Here is a 20,839-nt window from a genome sequence, read left to right on the forward strand (position 1 = left end):
GTTCCCTTGTCAGGCGCCGATCAGAGCTTCCACAGCCTTGATCTGCTGCTGCAGGGTAGCCATGTCGGCGCTGCGCAGGGTAGCGTGGCCCACCTTGCGGCCAACCTTGAACGCCTTGCCGTAGTGGTGCAGGTGGCAGTCGTCAATGGCGATGACCTTGTCCACCGGCGGTACTTCGCCGATGAAGTTGAGCATGGCGCTTTCGCCGACCTTGGCGGTCGAGCCCAGCGGCAGGCCGGCCACGGCGCGCAGGTGGTTTTCGAACTGGCTGCACTCGGCGCCTTCGATGGTCCAGTGCCCGGAGTTGTGTACGCGCGGGGCAATTTCGTTAGCCTTCAGGCCACCGTCGACTTCAAAGAATTCGAACGCCAGCACGCCCACGTAATCCAGGTGCTTGAGCACACGGCCCGCGTAGTCTTCGGCCAAGGCCTGCAGCGGGTGATCGGTGCTGGCCACGGACAGGCGCAGGATGCCGCTGTCGTGGGTGTTGTGCACCAGCGGATAGAAACGCGTTTCGCCGTCGCGGGCGCGCACGGCAATCAGCGACACTTCGCCGGTGAACGGCACAAAGCCTTCCAGCAGGCACGGAACGCTGCCCAGCTCGGCGAAGGTACCTTCCACGTCAGCCTGGCTGCGCAGTACTTTCTGACCCTTGCCGTCGTAACCCAGGGTGCGGGTTTTCAGCACGGCCGGCAGGCCGATGCTGGCCACGGCCGCGTCCAGGTCGGCTTGCGACTGGATGTCGGCGAACGTGGGGGTAGGCACGCCCAGGTCCTTGAACATGCTTTTCTCGAACCAGCGGTCGCGAGCGATGCGCAGGGCATTGGCGCTCGGGTACACCGGCACGAACTGCGACAGGAAGGCCACGGTTTCGGCCGGGACGCTTTCGAATTCGAAAGTCACCAGGTCGACTTCGTCGGCCAGTTGGCGCAGGTGGTCCTGGTCGCCGTAGTCAGCGCGCAGGTGCTCGCCCAGGGGCGCGGCACAGGCGTCTGGCGCCGGGTCCAGGAATGCGAAGTTCATACCCAGCGGGGTACCCGCCAGGGCCAACATGCGGCCCAGCTGGCCGCCACCGATAACACCGATCTTCATGAAAGAGCCTCAGGCCTGACGCGGGTCTGGATTTTCCAGCACGCTGTCTGTCTGTTCAGTGCGGAATTGCTTGAGCACGGCGTGGAATTGCGGGTGCTTGGCGCCCAGGATGCTGGCCGACAGCAGCGCTGCGTTGATCGCGCCAGCCTTGCCGATGGCGAGGGTGGCAACCGGCACACCGGCCGGCATCTGCACGATCGACAGCAGCGAGTCGACGCCCGAGAGCATGGAGGACTGCACCGGCACGCCCAGCACTGGCAGGTGGGTCTTGGCCGCGCACATGCCTGGCAGGTGGGCAGCGCCACCGGCACCGGCGATGATCACTTCGATTCCGCGGCTTTCCGCTTCCTCGGCATACTGGAACAGCAGGTCGGGCGTACGGTGGGCCGAAACCACGGTGACTTCGTACGGAATACCGAGCTTGTCCAGCATATCGGCGGTGTGGCTAAGGGTGGACCAATCGGACTTGGAGCCCATGATCACGCCAACCAGTGCACTCATCGTCGAGCCTCTTCTCTTGGGCGCCCGCAGGCGCGTCAAAAAACAACAAGCCACGCAGGAAACCCGGCGTGGCTTGTTATACGAATTATGGCCGGTAAAACCGACCGAAGGCCGCGCAGTATACCGCAAAGAACGTGGATAAATAGACCTTCTATCAGCGCTGAAAACAGCGGTTTTACTGACTTTCAAGTCAACGCCCGACAACGGTAGCCGCTGCCGTCAGGCTGCGCTGGCCCCTATCCACACTGGAGCTCTCAAGTGTACTCGCGGGCCAGCGCAGCCTGGCGGCAGCGGCTACGGGAAGGTGTTTACACTGGCGATGGCGTCGCGTGCATCGCGGCCAAGGCCGGCTCCTACCAAGCACGGCGTAGGAGCCAACTTTAGTCGCGATGCAGACAACGTGGTTTACGTTCAGGCGTTGCGCTTGAGCTGGCGGCGCAGTCTCAGGTTATCTGCTGCCAATAGCAGCAACGCAAGGAGGTTCAGGATTGCGAAGCCATCGACGCCTGAGAAATGCCAGAACGCCCACGCCACGAGCGCTACGGCCAGGGCGGTGATCAACAGTAGCAAGGAATCCTTCATACAAACCCCTTGGCGTAGAGGTAATGGCGCCTGCCCTGCACTTGAGGCTGGTAGATGCCTGGATGTTTGGCCAAGCTGGCAGTCAACCAGCCGCGCTGCAGGTTATTGTCTCGGGCCGATGCCAATACGTCGGCAAGTGACAGGCCTCCCGAAAGGCTACGGCCAGTCGCCACGGCGATACTGCCAATGACTGCACCTACGTAAAAGGCCGCTGAGCAGGCGCCGATCACCGCAAGCTTTTCCAGCCGGGTTCCTGCTGTTATCAACTCCCCAACGGTGACCGTCTTGCCGAACTTATCAATCTGGGTAAGCAGGGTCGTCGCGGTAGCCACTGCCGTCGTTACATTACCGAATAGCGACTCGGGAGCTGGCAGCCCCAAGCCTTCCATATTCTCTTTGAAATAATCATAAAAGCTGGGCATTCATTCATCCTTTAAAGCCTGTCTGGTGCAGGCAATCCATTTGACGCGCCAGCCTAAAGAACTGAAGTTCAAACCTCAACCACCCCTGTAGCCGCTGCCGCAGGCTGCGCTGGCCCTCATCCCCACTGAGTATCCCAAGTGTACTCAGGGGCCCGCGCAGCCTGCGGCAGCGGCTACAGGGCTGGGGTGCCCGCCGCACCGCCTTCCAGCTTGCGCCACAACAGGCGCACGTTGGCCTTGCGCACCAGCGCACATCTATACAGGCGAATCTCCAGCGGCACATGCCACTGCGGGCCGCCGCATACTACCAACTCGCCGCGCTTGAGCTCGGCCTTGGCGCTCAGGTGCGGCACCCAGGCGATGCCCAGGCCTTCCAGCGCCATGCTTTTCAGGCTGTCAGCCATGGCCGTTTCATACACCGTGGTGTAGCGCAGGTTACGCTGGCGCAGCAGCAGGTTCACCGACCGGCCCAGAAAGGCCCCGGTGCTATAGCCCAATAAAGGAAAGCTGATGTCGTGCTCAAGGTCATACAGCGGCTTGCCATCGGGCCCCACCGCGCACACCGGGATCATCTCGGTATGGCCCAGGTGCAGCGACGGGAAGATTTCGGCGTCCATCTGCAACGCAGCATCCGGGTCATAGAAGGCCAGCATCAGGTCGCAGCCACCTTCACGCAGCGCATGCACCGCGTCGCCGACGTTGGTGGCGACCAGCCGGGTGGCGATGTTCAAACCTTCATTTCGCAGCTGCGCGATCCAGTGCGGGAAGAAGCCCAGCGCCAGCGAGTGCGCTGCCGCCACTTGCATGACTTCGCCCTGCCCACCTTCCAAGTGATGCAAATGACGCAACACTTCGCCCAACTGTTCCACCACGGTTCTCGCCGTCACCAGGAACAACTGCCCCGCCGCCGTCAGCTCGATGGGCGTGCGCGAACGGTTCACCAGCTGCAGGCCCAGGGCGGCCTCCAGGCTGCGGATCCTGCGGCTGAACGCGGGCTGGGTGACAAATCGGCGCTCGGCGGCCTGGGAAAAGCTGCGGGTGGCGGCCAGGGCGCTGAAATCCTCCAGCCATTTACTCTCAAGATTCATCCGCGACCTCCCGGGCGCCATACGTTTTCGAAGACTGATGCGTCACACGACCTATTATGCCGTTTATGCATAGGGCAGTGTCTAACAGCATTGGCCGACGATTGGCCACAAGCCTAGCATTGGCAGCGTTCCGGCACATGCCGGGTCCACATTGAGATTATCTCTATCATGTCCTCCGCTGCATCACCGCGCATCGAAAAAGACCTGCTTGGCGTTCTCGAAGTCCCCGCTGAAGCGTATTACGGCATCCAGACCCTGCGGGCGGTAACCAACTTCCGTCTCTCCGGCGTCCCGATCTCGCACTACCCCAAGCTGGTCGTGGGCCTGGCCATGGTCAAACAGGCCGCAGCCGACGCCAACCGCGAGCTGGGCCACCTCAGCGATGCCAAGCACGCCGCCATCAGCGAAGCCTGTGCTCGCCTGATCCGCGGTGACTTCCACGAGCAGTTCGTGGTGGACATGATTCAAGGCGGCGCTGGCACTTCAACCAACATGAATGCCAACGAAGTCATCGCCAACATCGCGCTGGAGGCCATGGGGCACAGCAAGGGCGAGTACAAATACCTGCACCCCAACAACGACGTGAACATGGCGCAGTCGACCAACGACGCCTACCCCACCGCGATCCGCCTGGGTCTGCTGTTGGGCCACGACGCCCTGTTGGCCAGCCTGGACAGCCTGATTCAAGCGTTCTCGGCCAAGGGCCAGGAGTTCGCCCACGTACTGAAGATGGGCCGCACCCAGCTGCAGGACGCGGTACCGATGACCCTGGGCCAGGAATTCCGCGCCTTCGCCACCACGCTGACCGAAGACCTCAACCGTCTGCGCAGCCTGGCGCCGGAGCTGCTGACCGAAGTCAACCTGGGCGGTACCGCCATCGGCACCGGCATCAACGCCGACCCGCGCTACCAGGCCCTGGCCGTGTCGCGCCTGGCCACCATCAGCGGCCAGCCGCTGGTACCAGCCGCCGACCTGATCGAAGCCACCTCCGACATGGGCGCCTTCGTGCTGTTCTCCGGCATGCTCAAGCGTACCGCGGTCAAGCTGTCGAAGATCTGCAACGACCTGCGCCTGCTGTCCAGCGGCCCGCGCACCGGCATCAACGAGATCAACCTGCCGGCCCGCCAGCCAGGCAGCTCGATCATGCCAGGCAAGGTCAACCCGGTAATCCCGGAGGCCGTGAACATGTGTGCCTTCGAGATCATGGGCAACGACCTGGCGCTGACCATCGCGGCCGAAGGCGGCCAGCTGCAATTGAACGTGATGGAACCGCTGATCGCCTACAAGATCTTCGACTCGATCCGCCTGCTGCAGCGCGCCATGGATATGCTGCGCGAGCACTGCATCGTCGGCATCACCGCCAACGAACAGCGCTGCCGCGAACTGGTCGAACACTCGATCGGTCTGGTTACCGCACTGAACCCGTACATCGGCTACGAGAACGCCACCCGTATCGCCCGCGTTGCCCTGGAAACGGGCCGTGGCGTACTGGAGCTGGTGCGTGAGGAAGGGCTGCTCGACGAAGCCAGCCTGGAAGACATCCTGCGCCCAGAAAACATGATTGCTCCACGCCTGGTGCCCCTGAAGGCCTGACCTTCGGCACCACGCCAGCTACACCGCTCACCAGGTCGAGGGACTAGACACCTCTCACCTTTTGAGGGCCCCGGGCTTAAACCCGCGGGCCCTTTTTTTTGCCTGAGCGAAAATGCCGCGACACCGCCTCGATGTCGAACCCACAAAGCGGGCAATGCCGATCCATCAGGCCATGGCACGTTGCAACAAAATGTGGGACCGGGCTTGCGCGTGAGGCGGGGAAGCGCCGCGCGGGCGGCGCTCGATCTCAAGAACGCCACATACATCAAGACAAGCCCTGTAGCCGCTGCCGAAGGCTGCGCTGGCCCTTATGGCCACTGGAGATCCCCAGCGAGGCACAGGACCAGCGCAGCCTGGCGGCGGCTACGGGCCTGCGGTGGGCCTCAGAGGCGGATGTCGATGATTTTAGGGCGGTCTTGAGATCGAGCGCCGCCCGCGCGGCGCATCGCGGGCAAGCCCGGCTCCTACATTTGTTGCAACGTGCCATGGCCTGTGGGATCGGCGTCGTCAGCCTTGTTGGGCCGCTCAAGACAGTAGTGGAAGCCGCTTCACCCCTCAAACAATCTGCCACCCCCTCCCCCAGCGTTACTTCAAAAAGCACTCTTTTCTCGCAGTTACACAAAGTGCGCTCAATGAGTGTGCATATCCGTGCCACATAAGAAACCTTGTTTCACCTGTAAAACGCGCAACTTTTAGCCAACATAATCTAACTAATTAATATTTAACGGATTTTCTAACTAATCAAAAACCGCGGGCAACTGGCATTGTTCATGCACTAAACGTCGTATCACCTATAAAACAGACCAGAGAGCTTCCCCAATGGCTGTGAAAGAGATGTACGCAATCGCCCCGCAATGGAATCAACCCGCGCCCAAGGAAGACCTGGAGCCGACCGAGATCGAGTTCCGCCAGGTCGGCAAGTGCTTCCCGGCCAAGGGGAAGTCTGAAGCGCCGTTCGCCATCCGTAACGTCAACTTCAAGATCCGCCGTGGCGAGGTGGTGTCCATCATCGGCCCGTCCGGCTGCGGCAAAAGCACCATCCTCAACATGGGTTCGGGCCTGTACCGCCCCAGCGAAGGCGAAGTCTTCGTGGGCGGCGAGGCAGTGACCGGGCCGGTGCGCAGGGTGGCGTTCATGCTGCAGAAGGACTTGCTGATGCCGTGGCGCAGTATCCGCCGCAACGTGGAGCTGGGCCTGGAGATCCAGGGCATGGCCAAGGAGCAGCGCAAAGTCATCGCCGAAGATCTGCTCAACCGCTGCCACCTGCAAGGTTTTGCCGACCACTACCCCTTCCAGCTGTCGGGCGGCATGCGCCAGCGCGCCGCGCTGGCCCGCACCCTGGCCATCGACCCGCAGGTGCTGTTCCTCGATGAGCCGTTCTCGGCCCTCGATGCCCAGACCAAGATGATCCTGCAGCAGGACCTGGCGCAGATGCTCTATCAGGAAAAGAAAACCGCGCTGTTCATCACCCACGACCTGGTGGAAGCCATCGCCATGTCTGACCGCTTGCTGGTGATGAGCGCCCGCCCCGGCACCATCGTCGAGGAAATCGTCGTCGACCTGCCCTTCCGCGAGAACCCGCTGGAGCGCCGCAAGCTGCCGGAAATCGGCCCGCTGGCCGGGCGCCTGATGGAGCTGCTGAAAGTCGGCGAAGACACCGAACTGCATTGATCAACGCCTCACGGCCATCAACCGATTCTGGAGCACGCATGTTCAAGTCCCTGTTCAACACCACGATCCTCGCCGCAGGCCTGGGCCTTGCGGCGCTGGCCCAGGCGCAGACCGACGTCACTTACCTGCTGCCGGCCCCACCGAATTCGCCCGCGTTCGCACCCTGGGTGATCGCCAAGGAAAAGGGCTACTACAGCAGCAAGGATTTGAACGTCGAGTTCATCGCCGCCAAGGGCGGTGTCGACGTGGCCAAGCAGATCGGCGCAGGCAACGCCATGGTCGGCGGCGCCATCGGTGACACGCCGATCGTGGTGCGCGCCAACGGCATTCCCGTACGGGCCGTGGCCGTGCTGGGCGCAGGCGGCGTGACCATGATTGCCACCAACGCCGACGCCCACATCAATTCCATCCAGGACCTGAAGGGCAAGACCCTGACCGTGATGTCCTACTCGGACACCACCTACTACGCCCTGCTGGCCTCGCTGCGCAAAGCCGGGCTGGGCAAGGACGACGTCAACGTGCAGGCCGCCGGCCCCGCCGGTGTGTGGCAGCTGTTCTCGGCGAAGAAAGCCGAAGCCATGGCCGGCGTGCCGGACTGGGTAGTGGATGCCCAGGACGCCGGGCTCAACGTGAAATTGATCCCCCAGGACCAGGTATTCGAGAGCATGGCCCAAGCCATCCTGGCCTCCGATGACGCCATCAAGAACCACCCCGAGGTAGTCCGCGGCGTGGTGCAGGCCACCCTGCAAGGTATGCGCGACATCATCCAGGACCCGCACGCCGCCGCCGTCACCTTCGCCAAGGCGGTGCCTGCCTACGCCGGCAAGGAAGCCGAGCTTGAGCGCGTGTTCAAGCTCTACGTCGACAGCGCTGGTGCCCCACATGGACACGGTTTCCTGGGCCACGCGGCTCAGCTTGGCATCACGAATTCGGGCATGCCCAACAGGCCACGTCTACGCGCGCCAGACCGTGCTGGGCCAGATCGACCCGGCGCGCCTGGACAAGGTCCGCCAGTTCTACGTCAGCGAAGGCATCGTCGCCAAGGAGCCCAAGCTGGAAGACCTCTACACCAACCAGTTCATCGACACCACGACGGCCGCCCAGTAAGCCGCGGGACACACACAGGTAATCACCGATGAGAAGTCTGAACCCCTCCATGCTCGGCAGCGCCGGGTTGCTGATTCTGTTCCTGCTGGCCTGGCAATTCGGCCCTGGCCTGTTGGGCATGCCCGAATTCGTGATGCCCAAGCTGAGCCGCGTGGCCCAGGAAACCGTGTCCATGTGGGGCACCAGCGGCCTGATGAAACACACCCTGATCACCGCCTTTGAAATCATCGTCGGCTTCGGCCTGGGCGCCCTGCTGGGCGTGATGATCGGCGTGTCGCTGGGCCTGTCGCCTGCCGCCGAAGCCATGCTGTCGCCGTACATCCTGGCCCTGCAGATTGCCCCGAAAGTGGCGTTCGCGCCGCTGTTCGTGATGTGGCTGGGCTACACCATCTACCCCAAGATATTGATCGCCATCCTGATCGTATTCTTCCCGGTGATGATCAACGTGCTGTCGGCGATCCGCACCGTGGACCCGGACATGATCAACCTGGTGCGCACCATGAACGCCAGCCGCTGGCAGATCTTCCGCCTGGTGGAGTTCCCCTCGGCCATGGCCGCGCTGTTCTCCGGCCTGCGCATTGCCTCCACCCTGGCGGTGATCGGCGTCACCGTCGGTGAGCTGGTCGGCGGCAACCAGGGCCTGGGCTTCCTGTTGGTGGACGCCGAAGGCCAGGGCAACACCAGTGGCGTGTTCGTCGCCATCGTCATGCTGACCCTGATCGGCGTGCTGGCCTACGGCGCCGTGGTGTGGGCCGAGAAGCGCGTGCTGCATTACCTGCCCAAAGCCATGCTGAGTACCCAATGATGAAGCCTGCCATTCGACTGCTCGAAGGCCGCCGCGTGCTGGTCACCGGTGGCGCCCGCGGCCTGGGGTTTGCCTTCGCTGAATCCATCGCCCGGGCCGGTGCCCGCGTGGTGATTGCCGACATTCTTGCCGACCGCGTGCAACAAGCCGCCGCTGACTTGTTAGCCATGGACCTGGATGTCACCGGCCTGACCGTGGATCTGGCCAACCCAGCCTCCATCGACGCTTGCGTCGCCGCCGCCACGCAACACCTGGGCGGCCTCGACGGCCTGGTCAACAACGCCTCGGTGACCAACTCCGGCGGCAAGACCTGCGAAGAGCTGGACATCGACACCTGGGACACGGTGATGAAGGTCAACGTGCGCGGCACCTGGCTGATGACCAAGGCCTGCCTGCCGGCCCTGCGCCAGAGCGGCACCGGCGCGGTCATCAACCTGGCCTCCGACACCCCGCTGTGGGGCGCCACCAACCTGCTGGCCTACGTGGCCAGCAAGGGCGCGGTGATCGCCATGACCCGCAGCCTGGCCCGCGAACTGGGCAAGGACAACATCACCGTCAACGCCATCGCCCCCGGTCTGGTGCTGGTGGAAGCCACCGCTTATGTGCCCGAAGCACGCCACCGCCTGTACACCGAGCAGCGCGCCCTCCAGCGCGCGCAACTGCCCGAGGACGTCAGTGGCGCGGTGATCTTCGCCCTTTCCGATCTTGCCCGCTTCATTACTGGACAAACCCTGCCGGTCAACGGCGGGTTTGTCATGCCCTGAGAAGGAGACAGCCGTGACTGATCTATCCGCACAACAACAAGCCCCGAAAAGCTGGGAACGCCCTGAGGGCTCCAGCCTGGAAGCCTGGATGCAAACCCGCATCGCCCGTTATGAGACGCGCAAGTACGACTGGAACGCGCTGAAGTTCCAGGCCGACTACGACCCCAAATACCGCCGCGCGCAAATGCGCTACATCGGCACCGGCGGCACCGGCGTGTCCACCGACATGAACACCATCCCGTCGGAGAACTTCACCTTCTCCACCATGGTGATCCCGGCCGGCCACGAAGGCCCGTCGCACCTGCACACCGACGTCGAAGAAGTGTTCTTCGTGCTGCGCGGCAAGCTCAAGGTGGTGATCGAGAAGGACGGCGAGCGCTACGAAACCATCCTCACCGACCGCGACGTGATCTCGGTGCCGCCAGGCGTGTACCGCGAAGAGATCAACATCGGCGATGAAGACGCGCTGATGTGCGTGATGCTCGGCGCCAAGAAGCCGGTTACCCCGACCTATCCGCCAGAGCACCCTCTGGCCTCGATCAAGCGCGGTTGAAGCCATGTTGCACGCCACTGAAAACCTCGACCCCAGCGCTGAACTGCAAGGCCTGCTGGCCAGCCGTTTCCCCCAGCGACTGCTGAACGTGCCCGGCGGCCAACAAGCCGTGCGCGACACCGGCAGCGGCCCGGCCGTGGTGCTGTTGCACGGCATCGGTTCGGGCGCTGGCTCCTGGCTGGAAGTGGCGCTGCAACTGGGCCAGGGCGCCCGGGTGATTGCCTGGGACGCCCCCGGCTATGGCGACTCCACGCCGCTGGCGCCAACTGCGCCGCGCGCCGAAGACTACGCCGACCGCCTGCTGCACACCCTGGATGCATTGAACATCGAACGCTGCGTACTGGTGGGTCATTCGCTGGGGGCCATCACGGCCGCTGCGTTTGCCCGCCTGCACCCGCAGCGCGTCAGCCGCCTGGTGTTGCTCAGCCCGGCGCGCGGCTATGGCGACCCTGCCCGCGACATCCAGCGCCAGCAGATTCGCAGCAAACGCATCAGCACCCTGGAAACCCTGGGCATCGCGCAAATGGCTGCCCAACGCAGCAGCGCCATGCTCTCGCCACGCCCCACCGCCAAGGCACTTGCCTGGGTGCGCTGGAACATGTCACGCCTGAATCAACACGGTTATCGCCAGGCCATCGAGCTGCTGTGCGGCGATGACCTGCTGCGCCACGCCCCGCTGCCGGTGCCCTGCGAAGTGCACTGCGGCGAAGCCGACGCCATCACGGCCCCCGAAGGCTGCCTGACCCTGGCCAAGGCCCTGGGCGCCAGCTTCAACCTGATCGCCGACGCCGGCCACGCCAGCCCCATCGAACAACCCTCCGTGGTAGCGGGCCGCCTGGCCTTCGCCCTCAAGGAATCCCTGACAGGTAGTGCTCAATGAATGACTCTGATCTGACCAAAGATGCGCAGGACAAATACATCGTCCCGGGCCTGGAGCGCGGCCTGTTGCTGCTGTGCGAATTCAGCCGGCAAAACCGCACGCTCACCGCGCCGGAACTGGCGCGCCGCCTTGAACTGCCCCGCTCCACTATTTTCCGCCTGCTGACCACCCTGGAAACCATGGGCTTCGTCACCCGCAGCGGCAACGAATACCGCCTGGGCATGTCGGTGCTGCGCCTGGGCTTCGAATACCTGGCGTCGCTGGAGCTGACCGAATTGGGCCAGCCGCTGTTGGCGCGCCTGTGCGACAAGCTCAACTACCCAAGCAACCTGGTGGTGCGCGATGGCCGCTCCATCGTCTACGTGGCCAAGGTCTCGCCGCCGTCGGTGTTCTCCAGCGCGGTCAATGTCGGCACCCGCCTGCCCGCCCACGCCACGGTGCTGGGCCGCATCCTGCTGGAAGACCTGTCGCTGACTGAGCTGCGCGAACTGTATCCCGAGGAACACCTGGAACAGCATTCGCTGTGCACGCCCAAGACCGTACTGGAACTGTTCGACCTGGTACAGGCCGACCGTCAACGCGGCTACGTCAGCGGCGAAGGCTTTTTCGAGTCGGCCATATCCACCGTGGCCGCACCGGTACGCGACCACAGCGGCCGCGTGGTCGCCGCCTTAGGCGTGACCATTCCCACCACGCAGATCGGCCACGTCAATTTCGAGGAAACCCTGGCCCAAGTGCGGCGCAACGCTGACGAACTGTCGCGCCTGCTCAACTACACCCCCGGCCACGGCAGCCGCGTCACTGCGCTGATGAGGGATTGAGATGAGCCTTTATCAGATTCAGGACTGCACCGCGATTGTCACCGGTGGCTCCTCGGGCATCGGATTGGCCTGTGTCGAGCTGCTGCTGGAAGCCGGCGCCAAGGTCGCCTTCTGCGGCCGCAACGAAGACCGCCTGCGCAGCGCCGAAGCCGACTTGCGGGCGCGCTTTCCGCAAGCCCGGTTGCTCGCCCAAGTGTGCGATGTGCTCGATGCCGCCAGCGTTCAAGCGTTCGCTGCCGCCAGCCAAGCGGCATTCGGCCCGTCACAGATGCTGATCAACAACGCCGGCCAAGGCCGCGTATCGACCTTCGCCGACACCACCGACGCCGCCTGGACCGAAGAGCTGAACCTGAAGTTTTTCTCAGTGATCAACCCGGTGCGCGCCTTCATGCCCCAGCTTGAAAGCCGCCAGGGTGCGTCCATCGTCTGCGTGAATTCGCTGCTGGCCAGCCAGCCCGAACCGCACATGGTCGCCACCTCTGCCGCCCGCGCCGGGCTGAAAAACCTGGTGCGTTCCATGGCCACCGAGTTCGCCGAAAAAGACATCCGCGTCAACGGCATCCTCATCGGTCTGGTGGAATCGGGCCAGTGGCGCCGCCGCTTCGAAGCTCGCGAAGAACGCCACCTCGACTGGTCGCAATGGACCGCGCAACTGGCGCAACGCAAACACATTCCCCTGGGTCGCCTGGGCCTGCCCGTAGAGGCAGCCAGCGCCATCCTGTTCCTGGCTTCGCCCCTGTCGGCTTACACCACAGGCAGCCATATCGACGTTTCCGGAGGCCTGTCCCGCCATGCGTAACGACAACCAAGTCACCGTAGGTGCCGCCATCACCGCGTTCCTCGAACAGTGCGACGTAAAGGCCGCGTTCGGGGTGATCTCGATCCACAACATGCCGATCCTCGATGCCTTTGCCGTGCGCGGCAACATCCGCTTTGTCATGGCCCGCGGCGAAGCCGGCGCCACCAACATGGCCGACGCCTATGCCCGCACCACGGGTGGACTGGGTGTGTGCCTGACCTCCACCGGTACCGCGGCGGGTAATGCTGCGGGCGCGATGGTGGAAGCACAGACCGCCGGCACGCCGCTGCTGCACATCACGGGGCAGATCGAAACCCAGTACCTGGATCAGGAATTCGCCTACATCCACGAGGCACGTGATCAACTGACCATGCTCAAGGCCGTGTCGAAAGCCGCCTTCCGCGTGCGCAGTGTCGAGACCGCGCTCAGCACCATGAAGCTGGCCGTGCAGACCGCCCTCACCGCGCCGACTGGCCCGGTCAGTGTCGAGATTCCGATCGACATCCAGTCGACCTTCATCACCATGCCGACCGATCTGGCCCCGCTGCCGATCCCGGTGGCAGTCCCTGCACCCGAAGCGTTGGACGCATTGGCCGAACGCATGGCCGGCGCCAAGCGCCCGATGCTGTGGCTGGGTGGCGGCGCGCGTCATGCAGGCAAACAAGTGAAGCGTCTGCTGGACATGGGCGTCGGGGTTATCACCTCCACCCAAGGTCGCGGCGTGGTCAATGAAGACAATGAACGCTGCCTGGGCGCCTTCTCGCAGAACCGCGCCGTGGAACAGTTCATGCAGTCGTGCGACGTGCTGCTGGTAGCCGGTTCGCGCCTGCGCTCCAACGAGACCTTCAAGTATGCGCTGAAGCTGCCGCAAACCACCCTGCGCATCGACGCCAACCCGGCCATCGAAGGCCGCAGCTACAGCAGCGATCAGTTTGTGTGCGGGGATACTGCCTTGGCGCTGGACGGTTTGGCGGACCGACTGGAGGGTCGGCTGAATATAGACCCAATGTTCCACGTGGAACTATCTGCGGTGCGCGCCAAGTCTCGCACCCAGTTGAATACCGATCTGGGCCCGTACACCGCCTTGGTGGAACAGCTGCAAGCCGTCACTGGCCGCAACTTCTCCTGGGTCCGCGACGTAACCCTGTCCAACAGCATCTGGGGCAACCGCCTGATCAACCTGTTCCATCCTCGTGCAGGTGTTCACGCCTTGGGCGGCGGTATCGGCCAGGCGCTGGCCATGGGTATTGGCGCTGCCGTTGCCGCTGCCGAAACCGCGCCGGAGCGCAAAGTGTTCGCCCTGGCTGGCGACGGTGGTTTCATCCTTAACCTGGGTGAGATGGCGACCCTGGTTCAGGAGAAAGCCAACGTGGTCATCCTGCTGATGAACGACCAGCGCTACGGGGTAATTCGCAACATTCAGGATGCCATCTACGGCGCCCGCCACGCCTACGTGGAACTGCACACCCCGGACTACTCGCAACTGGCCGAATCCATGGGCCTGCGCCACGCGCTGGTCAGCGACCTGAACAACTTCGGTGGCGTGATCGAGGGCGCGCTGGCCGAGCCCGGCCCGTTCCTGCTGGAGGTGGACATGCTCGCCGTCGGTGGTTTCGCCACCCAGTTCGCCGGCCCACCCAACAGCGAAACCAAGGCTCAGAAGGCCACTGCCTGAGGACCGCGCCATGCTGCATATCACCATGATCGGCTGCGGCGCCATTGGCGTCGGTGTGCTGGAACTGCTGGAGAAGGACCCTACCCTGCGCGTTGACCACGTCATCGCCTCGGCCGGTTCCGAAGACCTGGTGCGTCAGCGCCTGGCCAGTTTCAGCAACCCGCCTCAAGTGCTGACCGCCCTGCCCGCCGATGCCCGTCCGGATCTGCTGGTGGAGTGCGCCGGCCACCGCGCCATTGAAGAACACGTGCTGCCGGCCCTGGAGCGTGGCATCGCCTGCCTGATCGTCTCCGTCGGCGCCCTGTCGGAGGTAGGCCTGGTGGAACGCCTGGAGGCAGCCGCCGAACGCGGGCAGACGCGCATCGAACTGCTGCCCGGCGCCATCGGTGGCATCGACGCGTTGTCCGCCGCCAAGGTGGGTGGCCTGGACGCCGTGAACTACATCGGCCGCAAACCGGCGCGCGCCTGGAAGAACACGCCAGGTGAATTGGCCTGCGACCTGGACGCCATCACCGAAGCCACGGTGATCTTCCAGGGCAGCGCCCGCGAGGCCGCGCAGCTTTATCCGAAGAACGCCAACGTCGCCGCCACTTTGTCGCTGGCCGGCATCGGCCTGGACCGCACCCACGTGACGCTGATCGCCGATCCGCACAGCGACGAGAACGTGCACCAGTTCGAAGCCCGCGGCGCCTTCGGCGGTTTCGAACTGAGTCTGCGCGGCAAGCCGCTGCAGGCCAACCCGAAGACCTCGGCACTCACCGTGTACAGCGTGGTCCGCGCCCTCGGCAACCACGCCCACGCGATTTCCATCTAGGGGATGAACATGACCTTGGAACAGACCTTACCCATCTGCATCGCCGGCCAGTGGCGCCTGGGCCGTGGCGAACGCTACGCCACTCGCTACCCCGCCACGGGCGAGCTGGTGGCCTGGCTCAACGCTGCCAGCCTGGAAGATGTTGAAGACGCCGTGCTTGGCGCCCACCAGGCATTCCTGCACAGCGGCTGGGCCCAGCGCAAACCCCACGAGCGTGCCAGCGTGCTGTTTCGCATTGCCGCGCTGATCCGCGAGCGCAGCGAAGAACTGGCCCAGCTGCAACGCCAGGACAACGGCAAACCCATCGGCGAAACCCGCGCCCTGGTGGCCAGCGCCGCCGGCACCTTTCAGTTCTTCGCCGCAGCCTGCGAAACTCTGGAAGAAACCATCACCCCATCGCGCGGCGACTTCGTGACCATGAGCGTCTACGAACCCATGGGCGTAGTGGCCGCCATCACGCCGTGGAACTCGCCCATTGCCAGCGAAGCGCAGAAAGTCGCACCCGCCTTGGCTGCTGGCAACGCGGTGGTGATCAAGCCAGCGGAGATCACCCCGCTGCTGGCCCTGCAACTGGCGCAAATCTGCGAAGACGCCGGCCTGCCCAAAGGACTGGTCAGCGTGCTGCCTGGCAAGGGTTCGCTGCTGGGTGACGCCCTCACCCAGCACCCGCTGATCAAGCGTGTGTCGTTCACCGGCGGCACCAAAACCGGCAAGCACATTGCTCACATCGCCGCCGACAAAATGATGCCGGTGTCGCTGGAACTGGGCGGCAAGTCGCCGACCATCGTGCTGGATGATGCCGATCTGGACCACGCTGTGGCCGGCGTGCTGTACGGCATTTTCAGCTCGTCGGGCGAAGCCTGCATCGCGGGCTCGCGACTGTTTGTGGCGCGCTCGCTGTACGAGCCGTTCATGGAACGCCTGGTGGCCGGCGCGGCAAAACTGCGCCTGGGCGACCCCGCCGACGAGATGACGCAGATGGGCCCGCTGATAAGCGCCAGCCACCGCGAATCCGTAGAACGTTACGTGGCCCTGGGCCTGGCCGAGGGCGGCACCCTGCGCCTGGGCGGTCAGCGCCCAACCGGCGGCATCTACGACAACGGCTATTTCTTCCCGCCGACCATCCTCGAAGGCCTGACCAACAGCCAACAGACCTGCCAGGAAGAAATCTTCGGCCCGGTACTGGTGGCCATGCCGTTCGACGACGAAGCCGAACTGATCGAGCAGGCCAATGACAGCCTGTACGCCCTGGCGGCCGGCATCTGGACCCGCGACTACAAGCGCGCCTGGGCACTGGGCCGCAAGATCCAGGCGGGCACGGTGTGGATCAACACCTACAAGCAATTCTCCATTTCCACCCCGTTCGGCGGCTGGCGCGACAGCGGCCTGGGCCGCGAAAAAGGCCGCCTGGGCATCCTGCAGTACATGGAACAGAAGAGCCTCTACTGGGGCATGAACGAACAACCCTTGGCCTGGGCCAACGGCCACTGAGAGGTAGCGTGATGAGCGTTTTAGGTATTGATGAAGTCACCTACGGCGTCGAGGACCTGGCCACCTGCGCGCGTTTCTTCAGCGACTGGGGCCTGACCCAGGTCAGCGAGCAGGCCGACGAGGTGATCTTCGAAACCCTCAACGGCTGCCGTGTGGTGCTGGCTGCCATCGACAAACCCGGCCTGCCGCCCGCCATCGAAGCCGGTTCGACCGTGCGCGAAGTGGTGTGGGGCGTGGAGAACGAAGCCGACCTGGCCCTGTACAGCGAGCGCATCGCCAATGACCCGGGCTTCGTCGAAGGCAACGGCCGCATCGGCTGCACCGACCCCAACGGCCTGGCGATTCGCCTGCAGGTCACGCGCAAGCGCGAGCTGGAGATCGAGTGCAGCGGCCACAACACCTGGCAAACCAAGGGCCGTATCAACAAACCGGCACCGATCTACGAGCGCGCCACGCCGATCGAAGTCGGCCATGTGGTGTTCTTCGTCACCGACGTCAACGCCTGCGAAGCCTTCTACCACGAACGCTTCGGCTTCCAGGCCTCGGACCGCTACCCCAACCGCGGCGCCTTCCTGCGCACTGCTGAAGAAGGCGGCCACCACGACCTGTTCATGCTGCAACTGCCCGCCCCGCGTGCCGGCTTGAACCACGTGGCCTTCACCGTGCGCGACGTGCATGAAGTGTTCGGCGGCGGCATGCACATCTCGCGCAGCGGCTGGGCCACCGAGATCGGACCGGGCCGCCACCCGGTGTCGTCGGCGTTCTTCTGGTACTTCAAAAACCCCGCCGGGGCGCTGATCGAGTACTACGCCGACGAGGACCAGCTGACCAGCGAATGGGAGCCACGCGAATTCGAGCCGGGCCCTACCGTGTTCGCCGAATGGGCGATTGCCGGCGGCATCGACGGCAACACCCGTCGCCAGCAACACGTGGAGGCGCCGCAAGGCAAGTTCCTCACCGACAAGCCCAAGGAAGGCGGCCAGCGATGAGCGAGAGCCTGCTGCTGACCGTGCTGCTCAAGCACGATCAATCCAAGAACCTGGAAGACATCCAGGGGCACATGAAAAAGATGGACTGGTGGGAAAGCTTCCCGCCCGAAGGCGTCGAGGTGGTGAGCTGGACCGTGGCCATGGGCCTGGGCCAGATCGTCACCCTGCGCCTGCCGCCCAGCCTGCTGGGCAAGGTCAACGTCGAGCTGGAGCGCGCCGCCTGGGGCGTGTTCCGCACCGAATGCTATGCCACTTATGACTTTGTACCCGTGCGCGAAATGATCCGCGAACGGGTGCGCAACGGAGGCCAATGACATGAGCAACAGCGAACCCTACGTGCAGCCCCATCAGGCGCGCAAACGCCCCAACACCCAGTTCGAAGACCTGCTGGGCGACTCCATCGAACGCGCCTACGGCAGCGGCATCGCCGACCTGCCCGCGCTGCTGGCGCACTTGAACCACGCCGGCCCGCCCTGCCCGCTGACCACCGGCGAGTGGACCGAAGATGCGTACAAGACCCTGATGGCCCGGCTGGGCGCGTAAGACGCCCGAGGTAGAAGAACATGAATATGCACGTGACCGCTGACCCTGTTGAGAACCTGCTGGCCAACGGCCTGAAAGACCTGTGGTTCCCCGTATTGCCTTCCGAACTGCTGGGCGAAAAGCCGCTGTCGGTACGGCGCATGGGCTACAAGATTGCCCTGTGGCGCGATAACGACGGCACCGTCCACGCCCTGGAAGACCACTGCCCGCACCGCGGCGCGCCGCTGTCCCAAGGCCCCGTGCTGGGTGACCGCCTGCAGTGCCCATACCACGGCGTGGAAGTGCGCTGCGACGGCACCGTCACCAAGGTGCCCGGCAGCCCCGGCTGCAAACTGGAAGGCGCCCGCCCTACCCGCATGTTCCACACCCGCGAGGCCGCTGGCGCGATCTTTTTGTTCAACGCCACTGACCCGCACCTGGACACCCCGCCCGAACTGGTGCTGCCCGAGCAACTGACCTCGCCCGAGTGGAGCAGTTTCCTGTGCTACACCGAGTGGAAAGGCGACTACCGCTACGTGCTCGACAACGTCATGGACCCGATGCACGGCACCTACCTGCACAAGATGTCCCACTCCATGAGCGAAGGCGAAGCCACCGCCAAATTCGTCACCCGCGACACTGACCAAGGCTTTTTCTTCGAGAAGGAAGGCCAGCGCGGCGTCAACTTCGACTGGACCGAGTTCCTGGATAACGGCTGCCACTGGCTGCGCCTGGAAATCCCTTACCCGAAAACCGGCGGCCCGGGCGGCAACTTCACCATCATTGGCAGCTACACCCCCAGCAGCCGTTCGCTGGCCGCCGTGTTCCACTGGCGCGCCCGCCCGCTGACCGGCTGGCAGCGCGACACCTGGCGCTTCCTCTACAAGAACCGCCTGGAAGCCCGCCACTGGGCGGTGCTGGAACAGGACCGCGTGTTGCTGGAGTTCATGGAGCCGGACGCCAACCAGCGTGAAAACCTCTACCAGCACGACTTGGGCGTGGTGCGCCTGCGCCGTTACCTGAAGAGCCAGGCCAAGGCCCAGCTCGAACTGATTGAAGCGAAGCAACTGCCATGAACGTCGCCGTTCAGCGTATCCAGGCGTCGAACTTAACCGAACTGGCCACAGCCAGTTGGTCTAATGCCTTGCTGATCGGCAACGAGGTGGTGATGTCCGGCATGACCGGGCATCCCGCCACCCGCACTGCGGCCCAGGCCGGCGAACCACTGGGTGCCTACGCCCAGACCCTGCTGGTGCTGAACAAGGTGCTGGCACTGGTGGAGGCCGCCGGCGGCCACATCGGCAACATTTACCGGCTGACGGTGTACGTCACCGCCATTGCCGACAAGGATGAAGTCGGCCGCGCACGTCGGGATTTCTTCCACGGCTTTGCCCATTTTCCTACCTCCACCCTGATCGAGACGAGCGCCCTGGTGTTCCCCGAACTGGTGGTGGAAATCGAGGCCGGCGCCCGGCTCGATGTTGACCTACGCACCGCGCAGGAGAGCTGAAGCATGTCCAATTCCAATACCATCACCGCGCTGGTGCACACCCTGCGCTACGAAGCCGAAGGCATCATCAGCGTGGAACTGCGCCCATGGGGCGACACGGTTTTCGCGCCTTTCGATGCCGGTTCGCACATTGATCTGCACCTGCCCAACGGCTTGGTGCGCAGCTATTCCCTGCTCAATTCGCCCAGCGAACAGGGCCGCTACGTGGTTGGCATCCTGCGCGACCGTAAAAGCCGCGGTGGTTCGGAATACGTGCATGCGCAATTGCGCGTCGGCATGCAGTTGAAGATTTCCCAGCCGCGCAACAACTTCGCCCTGGATGCCAATGCACGCCACAGCGTGCTGGTGGCGGGCGGTATCGGCATCACGCCGATCTACTGCATGTTTCGCCAACTTCTGGCCTTGGGTAAATCCGCGCAGCTGATCTACTGCGCGCGCTCGCGCCGGGAAGCGGCACTGATCGAAGAGTTGGTCGGCCTGGATGCCAAGGTGGTCTACCACTTCAACGACGAGAAAGGCGTGCCGCCGGACCTTGCGCAATATTTGGCGGGGCAGCCCGTGGACACCCACTTCTATTGCTGCGGGCCGACACCCATGCTCGATGCGTTCGAGAGCACCTGCGAAAGCCTGGGTTATCCACATGCCCATATTGAACGTTTCGCCGCCGCCGAATTGCCGCCCAGTGATGAAGCGCAAAGCAGCTACAGCGTTGAACTTGGCAAGTCGGGTAAAACACTGAAAGTTGAGCCAGGTTTGAACTTGCTCGATGTATTGCTGGAAGCCGGTTGCGATATCGAGTACAGCTGCCGTGAGGGTGTTTGTGGCTCTTGTGAAACCAAAGTAATTGAAGGTGATGTCGATCACCGAGACGGTGTATTGACCAAGTCGGAACGCGCGGCCAATAAATCAATGATGGTGTGCGTATCCGGTTGCAAGAGTCGAAGGTTGGTGCTTGATCTATAACTCACCAAAGCCGGCCCCAGCGCCGGCTTTTTACACTGTCGCCGCTGCCGCCAGGCTGCGCTGGCCCCCATGAACCCTGAAGATCTGCGGTGTGGTGCAGGGCCAGCGCAGCCTGCGGCAGCGGCTACATGCGCCATCTTGATGAGCGCGTGCACTAAAGAAGCACGCGATTGTTACCCAATCTGCAGCCTGTTTCA

Annotated in this window: 22 protein-coding genes and 1 pseudogene; 18 read left to right on the plus strand and 5 right to left on the minus strand. The window is 63.8% G+C overall.

What is annotated here, in order from left to right:
* Positions 1-9: 9 nt before the first annotated feature.
* The 5 genes from ACZ9GA_RS28135 to ACZ9GA_RS28155 all read right to left on the minus strand — a co-directional run bounded on the left by ACZ9GA_RS28135 (position 10) and on the right by ACZ9GA_RS28155 (position 3,685).
* On the minus strand, positions 10-1,092 hold the full coding sequence (locus ACZ9GA_RS28135; protein WP_457359147.1) for a 5-(carboxyamino)imidazole ribonucleotide synthase: 1,083 nt from the start codon (positions 1,090-1,092) through the stop codon (positions 10-12).
* 9 nt (positions 1,093-1,101) lie between these two features.
* A complete protein-coding gene (purE, locus tag ACZ9GA_RS28140; RefSeq protein WP_027980847.1) occupies positions 1,102-1,593 on the minus strand; it encodes a 5-(carboxyamino)imidazole ribonucleotide mutase in 492 nt (163 codons plus the stop codon).
* 411 nt (positions 1,594-2,004) lie between these two features.
* Positions 2,005-2,175 (minus strand): hypothetical protein, encoded by a 171-nt coding sequence (locus ACZ9GA_RS28145; protein ID WP_457359145.1) that lies wholly within the window; start codon positions 2,173-2,175, stop codon positions 2,005-2,007.
* Positions 2,172-2,597, minus strand: a complete 426-nt coding sequence (locus ACZ9GA_RS28150) for a hypothetical protein (protein WP_027980848.1) — start codon at positions 2,595-2,597, stop codon at positions 2,172-2,174. The genes ACZ9GA_RS28145 and ACZ9GA_RS28150 overlap by 4 nt, the downstream gene beginning before the upstream one ends.
* Before the next feature lie 173 nt (positions 2,598-2,770).
* On the minus strand, positions 2,771-3,685 hold the full coding sequence (locus ACZ9GA_RS28155; protein ID WP_455920847.1) for a LysR substrate-binding domain-containing protein: 915 nt from the start codon (positions 3,683-3,685) through the stop codon (positions 2,771-2,773).
* Positions 3,686-3,853: 168 nt separating this feature from the next.
* Between ACZ9GA_RS28155 and ACZ9GA_RS28160 the strand changes: the two genes are divergently transcribed.
* From ACZ9GA_RS28160 to ACZ9GA_RS28245, 18 genes and pseudogenes are all read left to right on the plus strand, one after another.
* Positions 3,854-5,278, plus strand: a complete 1,425-nt coding sequence (locus ACZ9GA_RS28160; RefSeq protein WP_457359142.1) for an aspartate ammonia-lyase — start codon at positions 3,854-3,856, stop codon at positions 5,276-5,278.
* Between the two features lie 834 nt (positions 5,279-6,112).
* On the plus strand, positions 6,113-6,949 hold the full coding sequence (locus ACZ9GA_RS28165) for an ABC transporter ATP-binding protein (RefSeq protein ID WP_457363632.1): 837 nt from the start codon (positions 6,113-6,115) through the stop codon (positions 6,947-6,949).
* Positions 6,950-6,987: 38 nt separating this feature from the next.
* Positions 6,988-8,056 (plus strand): annotated as a pseudogene (locus ACZ9GA_RS28170) (ABC transporter substrate-binding protein).
* A 28-nt stretch (positions 8,057-8,084) separates the two neighbouring features.
* Positions 8,085-8,861 carry an ABC transporter permease gene (locus ACZ9GA_RS28175; RefSeq protein ID WP_457359139.1) on the plus strand — a complete coding sequence of 259 codons (777 nt, stop codon included), beginning with the start codon at positions 8,085-8,087 and terminating at the stop codon, positions 8,859-8,861.
* Positions 8,861-9,625, plus strand: coding sequence for an SDR family oxidoreductase (locus ACZ9GA_RS28180; RefSeq protein ID WP_457363631.1), 765 nt, complete (start codon positions 8,861-8,863; stop codon positions 9,623-9,625). The genes ACZ9GA_RS28175 and ACZ9GA_RS28180 overlap by 1 nt, the downstream gene beginning before the upstream one ends.
* Positions 9,626-9,638: 13 nt before the next feature.
* Entirely contained in the window at positions 9,639-10,178 is a 540-nt protein-coding gene (locus ACZ9GA_RS28185; RefSeq protein WP_457359137.1) for a cupin domain-containing protein, read from the plus strand.
* 4 nt (positions 10,179-10,182) lie between these two features.
* A complete protein-coding gene (locus ACZ9GA_RS28190; RefSeq protein ID WP_457359135.1) occupies positions 10,183-11,058 on the plus strand; it encodes an alpha/beta fold hydrolase in 876 nt (291 codons plus the stop codon).
* Positions 11,055-11,879: an IclR family transcriptional regulator gene (locus tag ACZ9GA_RS28195; RefSeq protein WP_455920853.1), complete on the plus strand. Its 825-nt coding sequence runs from the start codon at positions 11,055-11,057 to the stop codon at positions 11,877-11,879. The genes ACZ9GA_RS28190 and ACZ9GA_RS28195 overlap by 4 nt, the downstream gene beginning before the upstream one ends.
* A gap of 1 nt (position 11,880) precedes the next feature.
* Complete coding sequence (locus ACZ9GA_RS28200; protein WP_457359133.1) at positions 11,881-12,678, plus strand: SDR family oxidoreductase; 798 nt, start codon at positions 11,881-11,883, stop codon at positions 12,676-12,678.
* Positions 12,671-14,353: a thiamine pyrophosphate-binding protein gene (locus ACZ9GA_RS28205; protein WP_457359132.1), complete on the plus strand. Its 1,683-nt coding sequence runs from the start codon at positions 12,671-12,673 to the stop codon at positions 14,351-14,353. The genes ACZ9GA_RS28200 and ACZ9GA_RS28205 overlap by 8 nt, the downstream gene beginning before the upstream one ends.
* A 10-nt stretch (positions 14,354-14,363) precedes the next feature.
* The gene (locus ACZ9GA_RS28210) at positions 14,364-15,167 is read left to right on the plus strand and encodes an aspartate dehydrogenase (protein ID WP_457359131.1); all 804 of its coding nucleotides are present in this window, start codon (positions 14,364-14,366) and stop codon (positions 15,165-15,167) included.
* 9 nt (positions 15,168-15,176) lie between these two features.
* Entirely contained in the window at positions 15,177-16,658 is a 1,482-nt protein-coding gene (locus tag ACZ9GA_RS28215) for an aldehyde dehydrogenase (protein WP_457359129.1), read from the plus strand.
* Positions 16,659-16,669: 11 nt separating this feature from the next.
* The gene (locus tag ACZ9GA_RS28220; protein ID WP_457359128.1) at positions 16,670-17,647 is read left to right on the plus strand and encodes a VOC family protein; all 978 of its coding nucleotides are present in this window, start codon (positions 16,670-16,672) and stop codon (positions 17,645-17,647) included.
* A complete protein-coding gene (locus tag ACZ9GA_RS28225; RefSeq protein ID WP_457359127.1) occupies positions 17,644-17,961 on the plus strand; it encodes a hypothetical protein in 318 nt (105 codons plus the stop codon). Before ACZ9GA_RS28220 ends, ACZ9GA_RS28225 begins: the two co-directional genes overlap by 4 nt.
* A gap of 1 nt (position 17,962) precedes the next feature.
* The gene (locus ACZ9GA_RS28230; RefSeq protein ID WP_457359125.1) at positions 17,963-18,190 is read left to right on the plus strand and encodes a recombinase-like helix-turn-helix domain-containing protein; all 228 of its coding nucleotides are present in this window, start codon (positions 17,963-17,965) and stop codon (positions 18,188-18,190) included.
* A 20-nt stretch (positions 18,191-18,210) separates the two neighbouring features.
* Positions 18,211-19,245, plus strand: coding sequence for a Rieske 2Fe-2S domain-containing protein (locus tag ACZ9GA_RS28235; RefSeq protein WP_027980865.1), 1,035 nt, complete (start codon positions 18,211-18,213; stop codon positions 19,243-19,245).
* Complete coding sequence (locus tag ACZ9GA_RS28240) at positions 19,242-19,679, plus strand: RidA family protein (protein WP_457359123.1); 438 nt, start codon at positions 19,242-19,244, stop codon at positions 19,677-19,679. The genes ACZ9GA_RS28235 and ACZ9GA_RS28240 overlap by 4 nt, the downstream gene beginning before the upstream one ends.
* A 3-nt stretch (positions 19,680-19,682) precedes the next feature.
* Complete coding sequence (locus tag ACZ9GA_RS28245; protein WP_457359121.1) at positions 19,683-20,642, plus strand: PDR/VanB family oxidoreductase; 960 nt, start codon at positions 19,683-19,685, stop codon at positions 20,640-20,642.
* Positions 20,643-20,839 lie beyond the last annotated feature (197 nt).

Source organism: Pseudomonas sp. TE3644, assembly GCF_056278815.1.

Bases quoted from the DNA above. Each gene is read 5' to 3' on its own strand.
- ACZ9GA_RS28245 (WP_457359121.1), top strand. From the start codon at position 19,683: ATGTCCAATTCCAATACCATCACCGCGCTGGTGCACACCCTGCGCTAC.
- ACZ9GA_RS28165 (WP_457363632.1), top strand. From the start codon at position 6,113: ATGTACGCAATCGCCCCGCAATGGAATCAACCCGCGCCCAAGGAAGAC.
- ACZ9GA_RS28200 (WP_457359133.1), top strand. From the start codon at position 11,881: ATGAGCCTTTATCAGATTCAGGACTGCACCGCGATTGTCACCGGTGGC.
- ACZ9GA_RS28180 (WP_457363631.1), top strand. From the start codon at position 8,861: ATGAAGCCTGCCATTCGACTGCTCGAAGGCCGCCGCGTGCTGGTCACC.
- ACZ9GA_RS28155 (WP_455920847.1), bottom strand. From the start codon at position 3,685: ATGAATCTTGAGAGTAAATGGCTGGAGGATTTCAGCGCCCTGGCCGCC.
- ACZ9GA_RS28205 (WP_457359132.1), top strand. From the start codon at position 12,671: ATGCGTAACGACAACCAAGTCACCGTAGGTGCCGCCATCACCGCGTTC.
- ACZ9GA_RS28210 (WP_457359131.1), top strand. From the start codon at position 14,364: ATGCTGCATATCACCATGATCGGCTGCGGCGCCATTGGCGTCGGTGTG.
- ACZ9GA_RS28175 (WP_457359139.1), top strand. From the start codon at position 8,085: ATGAGAAGTCTGAACCCCTCCATGCTCGGCAGCGCCGGGTTGCTGATT.
- ACZ9GA_RS28220 (WP_457359128.1), top strand. From the start codon at position 16,670: ATGAGCGTTTTAGGTATTGATGAAGTCACCTACGGCGTCGAGGACCTG.
- ACZ9GA_RS28225 (WP_457359127.1), top strand. From the start codon at position 17,644: ATGAGCGAGAGCCTGCTGCTGACCGTGCTGCTCAAGCACGATCAATCC.
- purE (WP_027980847.1), bottom strand. From the start codon at position 1,593: ATGAGTGCACTGGTTGGCGTGATCATGGGCTCCAAGTCCGATTGGTCC.
- ACZ9GA_RS28160 (WP_457359142.1), top strand. From the start codon at position 3,854: ATGTCCTCCGCTGCATCACCGCGCATCGAAAAAGACCTGCTTGGCGTT.
- ACZ9GA_RS28145 (WP_457359145.1), bottom strand. From the start codon at position 2,175: ATGAAGGATTCCTTGCTACTGTTGATCACCGCCCTGGCCGTAGCGCTC.
- ACZ9GA_RS28195 (WP_455920853.1), top strand. From the start codon at position 11,055: ATGAATGACTCTGATCTGACCAAAGATGCGCAGGACAAATACATCGTC.
- ACZ9GA_RS28240 (WP_457359123.1), top strand. From the start codon at position 19,242: ATGAACGTCGCCGTTCAGCGTATCCAGGCGTCGAACTTAACCGAACTG.
- ACZ9GA_RS28150 (WP_027980848.1), bottom strand. From the start codon at position 2,597: ATGCCCAGCTTTTATGATTATTTCAAAGAGAATATGGAAGGCTTGGGG.
- ACZ9GA_RS28215 (WP_457359129.1), top strand. From the start codon at position 15,177: ATGACCTTGGAACAGACCTTACCCATCTGCATCGCCGGCCAGTGGCGC.
- ACZ9GA_RS28135 (WP_457359147.1), bottom strand. From the start codon at position 1,092: ATGAAGATCGGTGTTATCGGTGGCGGCCAGCTGGGCCGCATGTTGGCC.
- ACZ9GA_RS28235 (WP_027980865.1), top strand. From the start codon at position 18,211: ATGAATATGCACGTGACCGCTGACCCTGTTGAGAACCTGCTGGCCAAC.
- ACZ9GA_RS28190 (WP_457359135.1), top strand. From the start codon at position 10,183: ATGTTGCACGCCACTGAAAACCTCGACCCCAGCGCTGAACTGCAAGGC.
- ACZ9GA_RS28230 (WP_457359125.1), top strand. From the start codon at position 17,963: ATGAGCAACAGCGAACCCTACGTGCAGCCCCATCAGGCGCGCAAACGC.